15 protein-coding genes are annotated in these 16476 nt (G+C 71.2%); 2 read left to right on the forward strand and 13 right to left on the reverse strand.

Annotation, left to right across the window (positions count from 1 at the left end; translation table 11 throughout):
• Positions 1-90: 90 nt before the first annotated feature.
• From tpx to PKF00_RS23420, 6 genes are read right to left on the reverse strand one after another with little or no spacing between them, the layout of a single operon-like run.
• Complete coding sequence (gene tpx, locus PKF00_RS23395) at positions 91-621, reverse strand: thiol peroxidase (protein WP_271219761.1); 531 nt, start codon at positions 619-621, stop codon at positions 91-93.
• A complete protein-coding gene (locus PKF00_RS23400; RefSeq protein WP_271219762.1) occupies positions 618-1745 on the reverse strand; it encodes an epoxide hydrolase family protein in 1128 nt (375 codons plus the stop codon). Before PKF00_RS23400 ends, tpx begins: the two co-directional genes overlap by 4 nt.
• A 6-nt stretch (positions 1746-1751) precedes the next feature.
• Complete coding sequence (locus tag PKF00_RS23405) at positions 1752-2558, reverse strand: SAM-dependent methyltransferase (RefSeq protein WP_271219763.1); 807 nt, start codon at positions 2556-2558, stop codon at positions 1752-1754.
• Between the two features lie 25 nt (positions 2559-2583).
• The gene (locus PKF00_RS23410; protein WP_271219764.1) at positions 2584-3051 is read right to left on the reverse strand and encodes an SgcJ/EcaC family oxidoreductase; all 468 of its coding nucleotides are present in this window, start codon (positions 3049-3051) and stop codon (positions 2584-2586) included.
• 5 nt (positions 3052-3056) lie between these two features.
• Positions 3057-3512 (reverse strand): SgcJ/EcaC family oxidoreductase, encoded by a 456-nt coding sequence (locus PKF00_RS23415; protein WP_271219765.1) that lies wholly within the window; start codon positions 3510-3512, stop codon positions 3057-3059.
• 38 nt (positions 3513-3550) lie between these two features.
• Positions 3551-4030: an SgcJ/EcaC family oxidoreductase gene (locus PKF00_RS23420; RefSeq protein ID WP_271219766.1), complete on the reverse strand. Its 480-nt coding sequence runs from the start codon at positions 4028-4030 to the stop codon at positions 3551-3553.
• Positions 4031-4269: 239 nt separating this feature from the next.
• On the opposite strand from PKF00_RS23420, the gene PKF00_RS23425 reads away from it, so the two are divergent.
• Positions 4270-4791: a pyridoxamine 5'-phosphate oxidase family protein gene (locus tag PKF00_RS23425; protein ID WP_271219767.1), complete on the forward strand. Its 522-nt coding sequence runs from the start codon at positions 4270-4272 to the stop codon at positions 4789-4791.
• Here PKF00_RS23425 and PKF00_RS23430 read toward each other — a convergent pair.
• The 4 genes from PKF00_RS23430 to PKF00_RS23445 all read right to left on the reverse strand — a co-directional run bounded on the left by PKF00_RS23430 (position 4788) and on the right by PKF00_RS23445 (position 11477).
• On the reverse strand, positions 4788-6539 hold the full coding sequence (locus PKF00_RS23430; RefSeq protein WP_271219768.1) for an SgcJ/EcaC family oxidoreductase: 1752 nt from the start codon (positions 6537-6539) through the stop codon (positions 4788-4790). The genes PKF00_RS23425 and PKF00_RS23430 overlap by 4 nt on opposite strands.
• Before the next feature lie 44 nt (positions 6540-6583).
• Complete coding sequence (locus tag PKF00_RS23435) at positions 6584-8368, reverse strand: ABC transporter ATP-binding protein (protein WP_271219769.1); 1785 nt, start codon at positions 8366-8368, stop codon at positions 6584-6586.
• Positions 8365-10281 carry an ABC transporter ATP-binding protein gene (locus PKF00_RS23440; RefSeq protein ID WP_271219770.1) on the reverse strand — a complete coding sequence of 639 codons (1917 nt, stop codon included), beginning with the start codon at positions 10279-10281 and terminating at the stop codon, positions 8365-8367. Before PKF00_RS23440 ends, PKF00_RS23435 begins: the two co-directional genes overlap by 4 nt.
• Positions 10282-10565: 284 nt before the next feature.
• Complete coding sequence (locus PKF00_RS23445) at positions 10566-11477, reverse strand: glycosyltransferase family 2 protein (protein WP_271219771.1); 912 nt, start codon at positions 11475-11477, stop codon at positions 10566-10568.
• A gap of 242 nt (positions 11478-11719) precedes the next feature.
• Between PKF00_RS23445 and PKF00_RS23450 the strand changes: the two genes are divergently transcribed.
• Complete coding sequence (locus tag PKF00_RS23450; protein ID WP_271219772.1) at positions 11720-13138, forward strand: MFS transporter; 1419 nt, start codon at positions 11720-11722, stop codon at positions 13136-13138.
• A 65-nt stretch (positions 13139-13203) separates the two neighbouring features.
• Here PKF00_RS23450 and PKF00_RS23455 read toward each other — a convergent pair whose 3' ends face one another.
• The 3 genes from PKF00_RS23455 to PKF00_RS23465 all read right to left on the reverse strand — a co-directional run bounded on the left by PKF00_RS23455 (position 13204) and on the right by PKF00_RS23465 (position 16330).
• On the reverse strand, positions 13204-13869 hold the full coding sequence (locus PKF00_RS23455; protein WP_271219773.1) for a DUF899 domain-containing protein: 666 nt from the start codon (positions 13867-13869) through the stop codon (positions 13204-13206).
• A 134-nt stretch (positions 13870-14003) separates the two neighbouring features.
• The gene (locus tag PKF00_RS23460; protein ID WP_271219774.1) at positions 14004-15581 is read right to left on the reverse strand and encodes a GMC family oxidoreductase; all 1578 of its coding nucleotides are present in this window, start codon (positions 15579-15581) and stop codon (positions 14004-14006) included.
• An 11-nt stretch (positions 15582-15592) separates the two neighbouring features.
• Positions 15593-16330, reverse strand: a complete 738-nt coding sequence (locus tag PKF00_RS23465) for a DUF2306 domain-containing protein (protein ID WP_271219775.1) — start codon at positions 16328-16330, stop codon at positions 15593-15595.
• Positions 16331-16476: the final 146 nt, after the last annotated feature.

Consider the following 16476-nt stretch of genomic DNA (forward strand, 5'->3'; position numbering starts at 1 on the left):
TTACCTTAAGTTATGTGTGATGCCAAGAGGTGAGTCACACCGGTCGAGCACGCCGGCCCCGCGGCTGTCGGGGAGGCCGGGCGGTCCGGGCTACCGCCCGTTTCCCTGACAGGCCCGCACCGCGTGGAGCGCCGCGTCGTAGTCGGGGTGCCGGCCCACGGCGGGGACGTACTCGGCGTACCCGACCTCGCCGTCGGCGTCGACCACGAACACCGCGCGCGCCAGCAGGCGAAGCTCCTTGATCGCGACGCCGTACGCGAGGCCGAAGGAGAGGTCGCGGTGGTCGGACACGGTCTGGACCGCCGCGACGCCGCTCGCCCCGCACCATCGCGCCTGGGTGAAGGGCAGGTCCACCGAGACCGTGAGCACCGTGACCCCCGGCAGCCGCGCCGCCTCCTCGTTGAAGCGGCGGGTCTGCTGGTCGCAGACCGGTGTCTCGAGGGACGGCACGACCGAGATCAGCCGGATCGTGCCCGCCGAGGAGTCCAGGGTGACCGGCGTGAAGTCGTTGGCGAGCACGGTGAACGGGGGCGCCTGCCGGCCCGCCTTCACCTCCTCGCCGAGCAGCGTCACGGGCCGGTCCCGGAACGTCGTGACCCCGAGGCGTTCCACGACGCTCATGACGTGTGCTCCTGACCGTGGAGGGTGGTGAAGAAGGCGGCGATGTCCGCGGCGAGGCCCCGCGGGTCCTCGACGGCGGGGAAGTGCCCGCCGCGGTCCATGACCGTGTAGCGCTGGAGGTTGAAGTACCGCTCGACCCACCTGCGGGGCTGGGCGGTGGGCTCCTTGGGGTACGCGGCGACCGCGGTGGGCACGCCGATCACCGGAACGTCGTCGTGGACCGGCTGCCACGGGCGACGCAGACTCTCGGCGTACATCCGGGCCGAGCTGCCCATCGAGTTGGTGAACCAGTAGATCGACAAAGTGGTCAGGACCCGGTCCCGGGGGTACGCCTTCTCGAAGTCGCCGTCGTGGTCGGTCCAGTCGTGCAGCTTCTCCACCAGCCAGGCCGCGGTGGCCGCCGGGGAGTCGGCCAGGTAGGCGACCGTCTGGGGCCTGGTGACGTGCATCTGGAAGTAGCCCGCGCCGGTGCGCCCCCACGCGGTGTACGCCTCCCGGCGGGCCTCCTCCTCGGGGGTCCACAGGTCGGGGGAGACGGGCGCGGCGTCGAGGGGGAAGGGCATCGTGGTGTGCAGCCCGACGACCGCGTCGGGACGCGTGTGCGCCAGCTGCTCGCCGACGATCGCGCCCCAGTCCGATCCGTACACGCCGTAGCGCTGATGGCCGAGGACCTCGGTCATCAGCCGGTGGAACAGCTCGGCCGTCTCGGCGTAGCCGACTCCCGTGCCGCGCAGCGGGGTGGAGAAGCCGTAGCCGGGCAGGTCGGGCACCACCAGCTCGAAGTCCGCCAGGAGCGGGAGCACCTCCGCGAAGTCCCAGAACGTCCACGGCCAGCCGCCGATCAGCAGCAGGGGCGTGGCGCCGGGACGCGGGGCGTGCATGTAGTGGATCGGCTGGCCGTCCAGCTCGACGCGGTAGTGGGCGTACTCGTTGACGGCCTTCTCGTGGTCGCGCCAGTCGTACCCGTTCCGCCAGTGGTCGAGCAGCTCGGCCAGGTAGGCGCGGTCGGCGCCGTACGTCCAGCCGTCGCCCAGGTCGTCGGGCAGCCGGCTGGCCGCCAGCCGCCGCCGGAGATCGTCGAGGTCCTCGTCGGGGACGGCGATCCGAAATCGGCTCGGTTTCATGACAGGTCAGTCCTCCGGTTTGCGGGCGACACCGCCGTACATTCGGTTGGTGGAGTCGCCGGACCGCTCGTCGGGGTTCCACCGGCCCACCGGTACGACGCCGGGCGGCAGGATGTCGAAGCCCCGGAAGAAGTCGGTGATCTCGCCGCTGTCGCGGTAGGTCATCGAGGCGGTGGTGTTCTCGTAGATGCCCTCCATCGTCCGGCGCTCCTCGACCGGGGACCGGTCCGTGGCCAGGTGCGAGATCGCGAGGTAGGACCCGGCCGCCATGCGCGACCCGAAGGCCTCGACGATGGCGTGCGGGTTCTCGCTGTGCCTGACGAAGTGCAGGACCGCGACGAACAGGACCGCCACCGGCTCGGAGAAGTCGATCGTCTCCCGGGTGTCGGGATGGTCCAGGATCGCCGCGGGGGCGCGCACGTCCGCGGTGATGATCCGGACGTTCGCCGCCGCGTCGCCGGTGAGCAGGGGCCGCCCGTACGCGGCCACCGCGGGGTCGTTGTCGACGTACACGACGCGGGCGTCAGGGATCGAGCGCCGGGCGACCTGGTGGGTGTTCTCCATGCTCGGCAGGCCGGCCCCGACGTCGACGAACTGGCGGATGCCGCACCGCTTCGCCAGGTGGTCGACGACCCGGCCCAGGAAACGGCGGTTCTCCCATACGACGTCGCTGGTCAGCGTCTTGCCGACCCTGCTGATCACGAGGTCGCCCGCCTGCCGGTCGACGGGGAAGTTGCTGTCGCCGTGCAGGAAGTAGTCGTACATCCTGGCCGGCGACGGCTTGTCCAGCGAAAGCGCGTTCTCGGTCGACATGGCGGCTCCTCAGGCGGGCTCGACGTCAGCTCTTGATGGGGCTCTGGTGGAAGGACAGCAGCTCCAGCCGTCCCTCCGAGCACCTGCGGATCACCCACGTGGCGTGGAACAGGCGCTCGGGCGCGGCCACGGTCTCGCCGGGCAGCAGGACCCCGGCCTCCTCGACCACCATCGCGACGTCGTCGCTGAGAAAGTCGAGGAACAGGGTGCGCCCGGCGACGTTGCAGTCCTTGAAGGGCCCGGCGAAGGCCGCCTTCACATAGGCGCGGATCTCCTCGCGGTCGCGCAGCTCGTCGTCGTACTGGACCAGGCTGCCGTTCTCGGCGAAGACGTCGGCGAAGGCGTCGGGGTCCTTCGCGGTCACCCCCGCCTGGATCCGCATCGGCACGGTGAGCACGGCCTTCTCGTCGTCGCCGGTGAACCGCCCGTAGAAGGAGGTGACCGCGTCGACCCCGGCGGCCGCGAGGATCTCCGCGGCGTTGCCCCAGGACATCGCCCTTACCCGGCGATCGGGCTTGTCTGGTGGGAGATGAGCTTCCACTCCTGGCCCTGCTTCACGATCACGTACATGGCCCGGCCCGCCTGGCCGGGGGCCAGCTCGGTCTCGCCGTCGCGCAGGATCCCGCCGTCGGTGACGGCCAGCGCGACGTCGGCCGCGACCAGCCTGACCTCCACGGGCTCCTCGACGACCCGGGCGGCCCGGTAGGGACCGGCGAAGCCCTCGGCCATGTAGGCGCGGATCTCCTCGCGTCCCCTGAGCTGCGTGTCGCCCACGAGCAGGCTGCCGTTGTCGACGAAGACGTCGGCGAAGGCGTCGGCGTCGCCGCTCTCCCACGCGGCTCGGATGCGTAACGGGACGCTGAGGACCGCGCCTTCGACTCCGTTGCTGTACCGGCCGTAGTTGCCGGCCCACTGCCTGGCCTGGGCGACCAGCGCGGCGGCCTCGTCCGACATTCGCTCTCCTCCAATGTGATCGGTTGGTTCCACCGCTCTCACCACCGCAGCGTCGCGCCCTCGCCACGCGGGGTGTTCTGGTATCCGGCCAGCAGCCACGTACCGTCCTGGCGGACGACCACCCAGGTCGAACGGACCGCAAGCTCGGGGGCGATCTCGGTCGCGCCCGGCGTCAGGATCCCGCCGTGCGTCCGGATCAACGCCACGTCGCCCGACGCAAAGCGCACGTCCACCGGGCGGCCGGTCACGCCGGTGCCCTTGAAAGGTCCGGCGTAGGCGGCCGTCATGAACGCCCGGATCTCCTCACGGCCGCGCTTGAGCACGTCGCCGGGCAGGATCAGGACACCGTTCTCGGTGAAGACCTCCGCCACGCCGTCAGGGTCGTTGCGCGACCAGGCCTCGACCAGGCGGAGCGGGACGCCGAGCACCTCCTTCTCCTCGTCGCTGGTGAACTCCCCGTAGTAGGCGGCCAGCCCCGCGCCTTCGGAGATCACCGCTGACGAAGCACCTGTGGACATGACCACTCTCCTTCAGATTCCGACTGTGTCACCAGAGCATCGTCATCCGGGCCGGAGCCGCCCCGCATCTCCGACATTGCTGCGCGGGCCGGACCACGACGTCGGAGACCCCGCGACATCGGAGGGCGAGCCGCCGTCCGTGCGGTAGGGTGCTGTCCGGCCCGGAGCCGAACGCGTCGCAGGTCCCGGGGGCGTCAGACAGCCGTGAGAGAGCCATCCGAGAGACCGGAGACGGCACATTGGCAGCGACAGAACCGGTGGCCGAGCCGATCCTGCCCGGTGACGAGGGGCCGCCGACACCGTGGACCCAGGCCGGGGAGCGTCTGGCCGCGGCGCGCACGTACTGGCTGGCCACCACCGGCCCCGGCGGGCGGCCGCACATCAGGCCGTTGATCGGGATCGTGGTGGACGGAATCCTCCAGGTGAGCTCAAGCCCGGGGTCCCGCAAGAGCCGGAACCTGGAGCACAACGCGTCCTGCGCCGTCACGGCGTCGTGCGAGGGCTTCGACATGGTCGTCGAGGGCACCGCGGCGCGGGTCGACGACGCGTCCCTGCTGCGGCGGGCGGCGGACGCCTTCCAGACCAAGTACGGCTGGCCGCTGTCCGTGCGGGACGGCGCCTTCCACGCCGAGTACGGCGCGCCGACCGCCGGCGACCCTCCCTACCACCTGTACGCGCTGACACCCGTGACGGCCTTCGGCTTCCCGACCTCCGGGTCGTTCACCCCGACGCGCTGGCGCTTCGCGGCCGGCCGTCCCTAGCCGATCGGGCTGCTGTGGTGCGACAGCAGCAGCACCTCGCCGTCCGGCTGCCTGACGACCACCCATGTCGCGCGGATCCGGTTCTCCGGTGCGATCTCCGTCTCGCCGCGCCTGATGATCCCGCCCTCGGTGACCGCCATGGCGACGTCCTCGGAGAGGAAGTCCACCGACAACGGCCAGCCCTTGACCCGGGCGCCCCGCAGGGGCCCGTCGAAACCGGCCGACATGTAGGCGCGGATCTCCTCCCGGCTGGTCAGCTGGGTGTCCCGCATGAGCAGGCTGCCGCGCTCGGCGAACGCGTTCGCGAACGCGTCCGGGTCGTTGCTCGCCCAGGCGGCCTGGATCCGCATCGGCACGGTGAGCACGGCCTTCTCGTCCTCGGCGGTGAACTGACGGTAGTAGGAGACGTCCTCATCGAGGCCGGCCACGGCGAGGATCTCCGACGACCTGCCCCACGGTGAGACTTCGGCGGGCATACGGCTCACTCTCTCTTGTCTGAGTTGTCGAGATCTGAGTTGTCGAGACATGTGCACCTCGCGGCCGACGCGACGGGCCTCGGCGAGCAGCTCCCCGCCCCACCCCTCCCAGAGCCCGGCCAGCCTCGATGTGATGATCACGGTGTCGGCCGACCGGTCGGCCAGCGGGGTGCGCAGGCCGATCGCGTGGTGTCCGGTGTGCCGTCCCCCGGCGAGCGCCCGGTCCAGCAGCTCCCGGTCGAAGTCCAGCACGACCGCCGACGGCGGCAGGCTCGCGGGCAGCCGGCCGCCGGCGCCAACGACGACCACGCCGTCGCCGTCGTCCCGCCCGGTACGGCGCAGCGCCTCGGCGACCTCGTCCGACACGTCCGTGTCGCGGGCCCGGTGCCGCCACGCCTCCAGGGCGCGGTACTCCTCGTCCCAGTCCCAGAAGCGCCATCCGGCGATCAGGACCGCCCCCAGCTCGACCACCGGCTCCCGGTGCCTGTCCAGGAACAGCCCCATGTTGCGGGTGAAGTGCGCCCAGTTCGCCGCCAGGTCGCGGTCGTGCGGCATGTTGACCACCCAGGCGCCGGGGACGACGCGGAACGGCAGTCCGTGGCGGACGATCCGGAAGCCCAGCTCCAGGTCCTCCCCGCCCCAGCCGTGGAAGTCCTCGTCGAACCCGCCGACGGCCCAGAAGTCGTCGGCCCTGATGGAGCAGTTGCCGGTCCAGAAGAACTGCCAGGGCACCGCGCGGCGGTTCAGGTCGCCGTCGTGCTCGGCGAGCAGCGCGACCCTGAGGTCGAGGAAGGCCGGCCGGTCGTGGAAGCGCGCGTAGACCTCCTCCGGCGGGAGCCGGTCGATGACCTCGGCCAGGCCCGGCATCGGGTTCTCCGGGTTGTAGCCGTGGGTGTGGCCGACGACCGCGACGCGCTCGCCGGTCGCGTGCGCCGCGAGATGGTGCGCGAGGCAGTCGGGGCCGGCCAGCACCCCGGAGTCCAGGAAGGCCAGGATCGGCGCGGACGCCAGCCGTGCTCCGGCGTTGCGCGCGCCCGCCGCCCGGAACCCCCGGTCCTCCTGGAAGTGGTAGACGATCCTGAGTCGGTCGGCGAAGGACTCGGCGACCTGCCGGGTGGTGTCCGACGACCCGTCGTCGGACACCACGACCTCGAACTCGTCGCCCGGCAGGCGCTGCAGGGTCAGCTGCTCCAGCGCCCTGCGGAGCTGCTCGCCCCGGTTGTACGTGGGGATGACGACCGAGATCCTCGGAGGGGTCTCGCCTGCGCGCACCGGACCTCACCTTCCTCGAAGCGATGTCGAGACGGCTCGCCGCCTCACCGGTATGCCTTGGCCTGCAACGCGAACAGCTCCGCGTAGAGCCCGTCACCGGCGGCGAGCGTCGCGTGGTCGCCGATCTCCGCGACCCGGCCGTCCCGGACCACGATGATCAGGTCGGCCATCCGCACGGTGGAGAAGCGGTGCGAGACCAGCACGGTGATCGCGCCGGTCGTGTCCGCGACCCGGCGGGCCTGGCTCGCGTACCGTTCGAACAGGGCGTGCTCGGCCTCCGGGTCGAGGGCCGAGGTGGGCTCGTCGAGCACCAGCAGCAACGGGGTGTCGCGCATCAGCGCCCGGCCGAGCGCCAGCCGCTGCCACTGCCCGCCGGACAGCTCGGCGCCGTCGGCGTAGCTCTTGCCGAGCTGGGTGTCCAGCCCGTCCGGCAGGCCGTCCAGCACGTCCGTCGCCTGCGCCCGCTCCAGCGCCGCGCGGATCGCGGAGTCGGAGGACAGCTGGGACAGGTCGCCGACGCCGACCGTCTGCCTGGCCTGGAACTCGAACCGGACGAAGTCCTGGAACCCGGCGGCGATGCGCAGCCGCCAGTCCTCGACGGGCATCCGCCGCAGGTCCACCCCGTCCACCAGGATCCGGCCCTGTGACGGCCGGTAGAAGCCGCAGAGCAGCTTGACCAGGGTGCTCTTGCCCGCGCCGTTCTCGCCGACGACGGCCACGGTGGCCCCGGCCGGGAGTGTGAGGCGGACGTCCTCCAGCACCGGCGCGTCCGTGCCCGGGTAGGTGAAGCTCACCCCGTCCAGCTCGATGCCGTGCCTGAGCCCCTGCGGCGGGTCGGCGTCCACCGGCACCGGCTCGGGCGCGGTCACCAGCGCGCGCAGCGTCCTGAGCCGCCGGTAGGCGCCGGCCATCCGCTGCAGCTGCTGCAGCAGCGTGACCGCCTGGGTGACCTGCTGGTTCACCTGTGTGGCCAGGACGATCACCAGCACGACGTCGCCGACGCCGCGACGGCCCGCGATCGCCTCCCGGATGACCAGGAGCATCGCGCCGACGTAGGCGAGGGCGAAGCAGATCTGCCCGGCGGCCCGCACCCACGTCGCGACGAGGTGGGCCCGCCACAGGCCGTGGGTGGTCGCCTTCCACGCCGCCCGGTGGCGGCTGCGCAGGGTGTCCTGGAGCCGGAAGACGCGCAGCTCACCGGCCGCGCCGGCCGAGGTGGACAGGCGGAACAGGTTCAGCGCGACACGGGTCGACTCGGCGGTCGAGGTCTTGGCGCGGTCGAGGATCCGCTCGGCCCACCGCCCGGTCATCAGCGAGGGGACCGCGGCCAGCGGCAGCAGCAGCAGGATCGGGTTCAGCACCGCGAGCAGGACCGCGGTGAACAGCACGGCCAGGGCCAGGCCGATGCTGTTCAGCAGCGACTCCAGGCCCGTGCGGAACTGGCGGGCGTCCTGTTGCAGGACCGTCAGCGTGTCGGCGTGCTCGGCCTGTTCGTGGTGGGAGACGCCGGGCGAGCCGTTGGAGACCGCGACGAGCTGCTCGTCGAAGTCCAGCTCGCCGAGCTCCGACAGCTCGAAGTAGAAGATGTGCGCGAAGTGCTCGAAGGTGAGGACGGCGACGGCCAGGACGGCGACCGCGACTCCGGCCAGTGCCGCCTGGGCGGCGCGCCCGGCGACGATCTGGTCGGTCATCCAGGCCAGCGTCGCCGCGAGCAGCGGCGCGGCCACCGCGCCGACGATCATCAGGACCACCGAGACGGCGGTCTTGCGCCGGTCCAGCCGCCAGGCCGTGGTGATCATCTGCCACGAGCCGGTGAACACCTCTGTCATGTCAACGCCCCCGCCGGGTCCGTGTCGTCGGCCGTGCCACCGGTGTTGTCGGTGTCGTCGGTGTCGTCGGCGTCGCCGAACCGGTCGGCCTGCAGCCGGAACAGCTCGGCGTACCGGCCGTCCAGGGCCAGCAACTCCTCGTGACCGCCCTGTTCGGTGACCCGCCCGTGTTCGAGCACCACGATGTCGTCGGCGTGCCGTACGGTGGAGAACCGGTGCGAGATCAGCAGGGTCGTCGCGCCCCGGGTCAGGTCGGCGAACTCGTCGAAGAACCCGGCCTCGGCCCGCACGTCCAGGCTCGCCGTCGGCTCGTCGAGCACGACGACCGCCGAGCCGTTGCGCAGGGCGAACAGGGCGCGGGCCAGCGCCACCCGCTGCCACTGCCCGCCCGACAGGTCGGCCCCGCCGGTCATGTGCCGGGCCAGGGTGGTGTCCATCCCGTCGGGAAGCTCGTCGAGTGCCTCGGCGATGCCGACCGCCTGGGCGGCGGCCCGGATGCCCGGCCGGTCGTCGACGTGCGCGATCGAGCCGAAGCCGATGTTGTCCGCGGCCGACACCTCGTAGCGCTGGTAGTCCTGGAAGATCACGCCGAGCCTGGCCCGCCACTCGTCCAGCGGGTACGACCGGATGTCGACCCCGTCGAAGCGGATCACGCCGCCGGTCGGCTCGTACAGCCTGGCGAGCAGCTTGACCAGCGTGGTCTTGCCCGCGCCGTTGACGCCGACGATCGCGGTGCAGCGGCCGAGCGAGATCTTCAGGTCCAGCCCGTCGAACAGGGCCGGACCGCCGCCCGGGTAGCGGAAGCTCACGTTGTCGAAGTGGACGATTCCGGCGTGCGCCGGGGCCGGGTCACCGGCCGCCGTGGCGGCGGGCTCCTCGTACGCCTCGATGCGGCGGGTGAAGCGCTGCACGGCCTCGTAGGAGTACATGCCGATGGCGGTCTGCACGTCGGCCTCCGGGTAGTACCCCGACAGCCTGAGCGCCCCGAGGCCCGACTGCATGACGAGGATGAAGCCGGTCAGGGTCAGCCCGTTCGCCATGGTCACGCCGGTGCCGCCGAACACGAGGGCCACGAGGGCCAGGCAGCCCAGGGTCATCCACAGGACCGGCCAGAGCAGGATGCGCCGCCGCTCGGCCCAGACCGGGCGCAGCACGGCGAGGTAGGCCACGCGGATGCCCTCCCGCAGCCAGTCCACCAGTCCGAAGACCCGGATCTCCTTGCCCGCGCCCGGCCGTACGGCGAGGTTGCGCAGGTAGTCGCTCTTCCGCTCGGTCCCGGCGAGGTCGATCCTGACCTGGGTGTACTTGCGGAGCCCGCCCCGGAAGGCGTACCGGAAGACCAGGACCGCCACGAGCAGCCCGGCCCCGGCCGCCCACGAGTACGTGACGCCGACCACGACGATGTACGCGCAGAGCTGTGTGTACCTGGCGATCAGGGCGAGCAGCCCGGCGCTCGCCTGGCCCGGGCTGAAGATGCCCGCCTCCAGCTCGCGGGCGGCCACGCCCAGGTCGTTCAGCACCTGCTCGTCCTCCAGCGGCGCGACGCCGGGACCGCCCAGTGAGGCGGCCATCAGCTCGTCGAACGCCCGGCCGTCGACGCGGCGGGCCATCAGCTCGCCCAGCGAGGCCGCGAGCGGCGTGATGACCTGCTGGGCCAGGAAGACCAGGGCCGCGACGACGAACACCCCGATCAGCTCCTGCCAGGCGGCCGAGTCGAGCCCGCCGCGCACGGCCTCCGGCACCCGGCCGAGCACCACGGCCGTCATGATCACGAAGATCACCGGCAGCACGCCGAGCACCAGGTTGGTCAGGACGAGCGCGGTCACCAGGCCTCCACCGGCCCGCGGCACCTGCCGGGCGATGTTCCACCGGGCGGCGACCAGTTCGGGGAACGGCGTGGCGGGACGCTTCACGGCGCCACCCGCCGATCACGTGGACCGGCCGGGCGGTACGGCACCCGCGGGGCGGGCGGCTCAAGTGTGTGACCGAACGGACTCATCCGGTCGCGTGCGAGGACGCTCACGGCGAGCTTCGGGGAATTCATCATGGCCTCTCCTGATCATCTGTATCAGGATGACTTTTCCAATCCACGCGACAGCGGAGCATCTCCGAAAATGCGGAATCACCGCCGGGCGCGACCGGGTCGCTTCGAAGACTTCGGGGCCCGGACCTTTCCCCGAGAGGGCCGGACGGCCGCTCAGTCGACGGCGTGCCGGGCCAGGAAGTCGGCGCACCTCGGCAGGCCGCGGGCGCGGATGACGGTGTTGAGGTCGAAGACCTGCTCGGGCGGGGTTTCCGCGAACAGCCCGACGATCGGGGTCCCGTACTTCTCCGCCATGTACCTGAGGTTGGTCGAGGAGCTCTCCATGTTGTCGTCGAAGCTCGTCTCGTGCGGGACGTGGACCGACTTCGCCTCCCGGTTCAGCACGATCCGGGCGCCGGCCAGGTGCAGCCGGAAGCCGAGGTCGACGTCCTCCCCGCCCCACTGCCGGAAGGCCTCGTCGAACATGCCCACGGCGCGCAGCTGCTCGGTCCGCGCCGAGGCGTTCCCGGTCCAGTAGACGAGCCAGGGCGCGGGCTCGTCGCCGAAGGCGTCGGTGTAGCGGGCGTAGAAGTGCTCGCGGACGTCGAGCCAGCCGTTGGCCCGCATGACCTCGACGGTTGCGTCAGGGGACGAGGGGTCCACGGCTCGCCGTACGGGCTCGGAGTCCGTCCGGACGGGGTCGAAGCCGTAGATGTAACCGATCACCGCGACCGGGCCGGGGGCGCTCTCATGGCTGTCGAGGTGCGCGGCCAGGCAGCCGGAGTGGAGGAGCACGCCCGTGTCGACGAACACGCAGACGGGGGCCTCGGCGCGCGAGATGGCGACGTTGCGCGCCTTCGACACCTGGAAGCCGTCGTCCGCCTGGTAGAAGTAGCGCAGGTTGAGGACGTCGCGGAACTCCTCGACGACCGCGGGCGTCCCGTCACTCGACCCGTCGTCGACGACCAGCACCTCGAACCGCTCGCGCGGCAGGCTCTGCATGGTGAGGGAGACAAGGGTGTGCCGCAGCAGTTCCCTCCGGTTGTAGGTCGGCACGATCACGCTGCAGCTGAGTGAGTTTCCCATCGCCCTTTCCGATGCCGTGGTGGAGTTTCCGCAACGCTACTGAGGCCCGGTCAGCGGGCACATCTCCCAGATTGCTGTGTTCGGCCGCGTGTGGATTGCCTTTCGGCGCGACCTGTTTTTTCTCGTGCGTTGTTCTTTTGAAATGCTCTGTTTCGCCCGGCGGGATCTGACTTCTTTCTCCGGCGGGGAAGGCGCGCGTACCGTTTACGCCGTTGATGCCGGAACGGGCTCAGGGAGAACGCATGAATCCATTCCATCGTTGGCGCGCGCTCGCCCTGCTCTGCACGGCCAACTTCATGGTGATCCTCGACTCTCAGATCGTCCTGGTGGCCCTCCCGTCCATGGAACGGCAACTCGGCCTCTCCCCCGGGGAGGGGCAGTGGATCCTCACCGCCAACCTGCTGACGTTCGGCGGCCTGCTGCTGCTCGGCGGCCGGGCGGCGGACCTGCTCGGGCGGCGGCGGGTGTTCCAGGTGGGCACCGCCCTGTTCCTGGTCGTCTCGCTGCTGTCCGGCCTCGCGGTGAACGGCCTGATGCTGGTGGTGGTGCGCGCCGTGCACGGCGTGTCGGCGGCCATGATGGCGCCGGCGGCGCTGTCCATCCTCACCACCACGTTCGAGGAGGGCGCCGACCGCAACAGGGCGCTCGCCGCCTGGTCGGGCATCGGCGGCATCGGCGCCACGTCCGGGCTGCTGCTCGGCGGCGTGCTCACGCAGAGCCTCGGCTGGCAGTGGGTCTTCTTCATCAACGTGCCCGTCGCCGCTCTCCTGCTGGCGCTGAGCCCGGCCCTGCTGCCGGAGAGCTACGACCGCGGGCGGCGCGAGTCCTTCGACCTCGCCGGAGCGGTGACCGTCACCGGTTCGCTCGTGCTGCTCGTCTACGCGATCGTCCAGGCGCCCACGGCCGGGTGGACCGCCCCGCTGACGATCGGCCTGTTCGTCCTGTCGGCCGTGCTGCTCCTGCTGTTCGTCGTCATCGAGACGAGGTCGGCGGCCCCGCTGCTGCCGCCGGCGATTCTGCGCCTGCCCAGGCTGGCCGGCGGCAACATGCTGATGGTCATCCTGGCCATGTCGGCGTTCGGCCTGTCCTTCCTCGTCGCCATGTACACCCAGCAGGTGCTGGGATACTCGCCTTTCCAGTACGGCTTCAGCACCTCTGTCATGCCCGTGACGGCCGTCGTCGGGGCGTACGTCGCGCAGTTCGCCGTCACCCGGACCGGCACCCGGCCGGTGGGGGCGGTCAGCATGGTCCTGATGGGCGCGGGGCTCCTGTTGCTGACGCAGGCGCCGGTCGGCGGGGTCTACGCCCGCGACCTGCTCCCCGCCCTGCTGCTCTTCGGCGCCGGGCTCGGCGGCGCGACGATCGCCGGTTCGGTCGCGGCGCTCGCCGGGGTGGCCGAGCACGACTCCGGGCTCGCTTCGGGCATCAACGCGGCGGCTTTCCAGCTCGGCGGCGCCCTGGGGATCGCGCTCATCGCGACCGTGGTCGCCTCGACGGTCACCGGCCCCGACCCGGCGGCGCTGGCCGGGGCCTTCCAGAGCGGGTTCGCCGCCTGCGCGGTCTTCGCGGCCGCGGGCCTGCTCGTCTCGCTCGCGCTGCTCGGGCGGCGCGGGGCCACCGGGACCACCGGGGCCGAGGAGGCCGCGCCCAGCCTCCGGTGACGCCCCGCCCACGCCGGTACGGAACGGTCCGGGCCCCCGTCGCGGGGCCCGGACCGTTCGCGTCGTCAGGCGTCGTATTCGTCGTTGAGTCGCTCCCAGCTGTGGGTCGGCTCCTGCGGCCAGCCCTCGGGGGAGTCCTCCCAGGTCTCCTGACGCCCGAACGGGGTCACGTCCAGCAGGCTGAACGTGTTGCCGACGTATTCGACCCCGCGCTGGGTGGTGAAGTAGGTCTGGAAGATCCGGTCGTCCCGGTGCAGGAAAACGCTCAGCCCGAACCGCGCGTTCTGCGATGTCACGAAGTCATCATGAAAAGTCGTGTCGTAGCAGGAATACCACGGGAAATTCCAGCCCAGCCGGGCCTTGACCCCCTCGATCTCGGAAACGCGCGCCCGGGACACCATGGCGAACGTGGTGCGCCGGGCGTTCACATGCGCGAGGCTGCCGCCGATGCCGTCCCCGAACAGCGAGCAGCCCTGACACGGCTCGTTCGAGCCGGGCATGAGCATGTTGTGGTAGACGACCAGCTGGGGGCGGCCCTCGAACAGGTCGGGGAAGGACAACTCGCCCGCCGGACTCGCGAACTTGTAATCGGTGGGCACCTCCACCATCGGCATCCGGCGGCGCTCGGCGTTGAGCGCGTCGCGGGCGTGGGTCGCCTCTCTCTCCTTCGCCAGCAGCGAGGTGCGGGCGGCCTCCCATTCGGACCGCGTCACCACTTCTGGATAGCGCATGAACAATGTCCTCCAGCTCCCGGTGTTTACCCTGATTGCATCCTGCCTTACACGGCGCATTGACGCCCGGTGAATTCCGTGTCGCATTCCGAAATTCCGGGCCGCATTCAGGGGGCCGGGCCGCCTTTCTGAGGTCAGCCGGACAGTACCGAGGCCGCCGGGGGCAGGGGCGCGGTGCCCTTGATCAGGTCGGCCGCCTTCTCGGCGATCGCGATGACCGGGGCGTTGGGATTGCCGCGCACGAGCGTCGGCATCACGGAGGCGTCCACCACCCGCAGCGCGTCGACGCCCAGCACCCGCAGGTCCGCGTCGACCACCGAACCGATCGCGCAGGTCCCGGCCGGGTGGTAGATGGAATGCGCGTACTGCCGGACGTAGGCGCGCAGGTCCGCGTCGGACTCGGAGGCCGGGGGCCGGTAGGGGTCCGTCGTGTACGGCGCCAGCGCGGGCCGGCGGGAGATGTCCAGCCCCAGCCGCAGCGCGGTCACCGCCGACCGCATGTCGCCGGGCTCGGCGAAGTAGTTGTGCAGGATCTTCGGTTTGGCCGTCGGGTCGTCGGACGCGAGCGTCACGTGCCCACGGCTGAGCGGGGTGAGCATCGACGGGCCGTACGAGAGCGAGTGCCCGGTCGGCGTCCCCAGCCCGCTGTCGGCGAACATGATCGGGGCGGCCAGGAACTCCACGTCGGGAGCCGGCAGCCCGGCCTCCGTGCGCACGAACCCGCCCGCCTCCGGCCCGTTGGAGGTCAGCGGGCCGCGCCGTTCCTCCATGAACCGCCGGACGTGCTGGGGCTCGCCCGCGATCAGCAGGCTGACCGGCTGGGCGTGCGTGAAGATCAGCGGAATCAGCAGGTGGTCCTGCAGGTTCCGGCCCACCTGCGGCTGGTCGAGGACCACCGGGACGCCGAGGGCCGTGAGCTGCGCGGCCGGGCCGATGCCGGACAGCAGCAGCAACTGCGGCGAGTTGTACGCGCCCGCGGCGAGGATCACCTCGCGCTCGGCCCGGACTGTGACCTCCTCGTCCAGCCGGTACCCGGTCACCCCGACGGCCCGGCCGTGTTCGACCAGCACCCGGTGGACCTGCGTGTTCGTCTCCACCGTGAGGTTCGGACGGCCGAGCGCGGGGTGCAGGAACGCGACCGAGGCACTGCAGCGCATGCCGTCGCGCTGGGTGAGCTGGAACCGGCCGAAGCCGTCCTGCGCCGGGCCGTTGAAGTCGTCGTTGGCGACGCCCCCGGCCTGCAGGGCGGCCTCGACGAACGCGGTCGTCATCGGGTTGTCCGACCGGCCGTCGGAGACGGTGAGCGGGCCGCCGACGCCGTGGTAGCCGGACTCGCCGCGCTCGTTGTCCTCCGACCGCCTGAAGTACGGCAGCAGCTCGTCGAAGCCCCATCCGGGCTGCCGCCAGTCGTCGAAGTCGGCGCGGTTGCCCCGGATGTAGATCATGGTGTTGATCGAGCTGGTGCCGCCGAGCACCCGCCCGCGCGGCAGGTACACGCGGCGCCGGTCGAGGAACGGCTCGTCATGGGTGGCGTAGTCCCAGTCGAAGCGGGTCCGGAAGAGCTTGCCGAAGGTGACCGGGATGTGGATGTTCTCCGCGGTGTCGGCCGGGCCGGCCTCGATCAGACACACCTTGACGTCCGGGTCCTCGCTCAGCCTGGCCGCGAGCACGCAGCCGGCCGAGCCGCCGCCGACGATGACGTAGTCGTACATGCGCTTCTCCTTCAGGCGGGTCGGATGGCCAGCGGGCGCTTGGCTGTGTGCTCGTACCACCACTGGGCGATGACCACGTTGATCATCATCCCCACCCAGCTGGCCGCCTCCAGGACCAGTGCGAAGTTGTTCGTCAACCAGGTCGGCACGGTCAGGGTCAGCGTGATGATGATGATCCGGCCCCAGATGACCTGGGCGCACAGCGCGTAGCTGAACATCATCCACCGCCGGTGCCGGGCGAAGTCGCCCCGGCGGACCATCTTCAGGGCGTAGAAGGTGGTGCCCAGCCAGACCACGCCCTCGACGGCGTCGCCGACGGGACCGCCGGCGAACGGCGTGATCAGCAGGGCCAGCAGCCCGCTGGGGAGCACGCCGCCGAAGATGTACAGCCGGCCTGAGATCCGGTGCACCCGCGGATGGTGCACCCGCAGCCAGGTCCACATCTGCAGGACCACGGTGGTGAGGGCCACCGTGCCGAACGCGATGTGCGCGACCAGCGCCGGATAGTGCCACCAGACGTCCCGCTGCAGGTAGGCGATCCTGGCCTGCCCAGGATCCAAAGACAGGTACGGCGGCAGCGCGTAGAGGAAGAACGCCAGGGACAGCAGCGCCGCGGGCAGCAGGCCCGAGCGCCACCACTGCCGCGCGTACGCGGGAGCGGGGCTCTGACCGGCGGCCGGACGGGACAGGTGCTCCGGGCCGTCCAGCCCGGCCAGTGGGACGTCGATTCTTTCCGATGACTGGGTCACGGTGGTCCCTCCTGGCCCTGAAACGCGTGATGCACACGGCCCATCGTCATGGCGGGATCATGACCCGGGCATCTTCCAGCGTGCGTAATCCGGCGTGCCATCCAGCAACCCGGGAGATGCGGCGCCGGGTGACGGACAGGACGCTG

The organism is Streptosporangium carneum, from assembly GCF_027922005.1.
GTDB classification, from domain to species: domain Bacteria; phylum Actinomycetota; class Actinomycetes; order Streptosporangiales; family Streptosporangiaceae; genus Streptosporangium; species Streptosporangium carneum.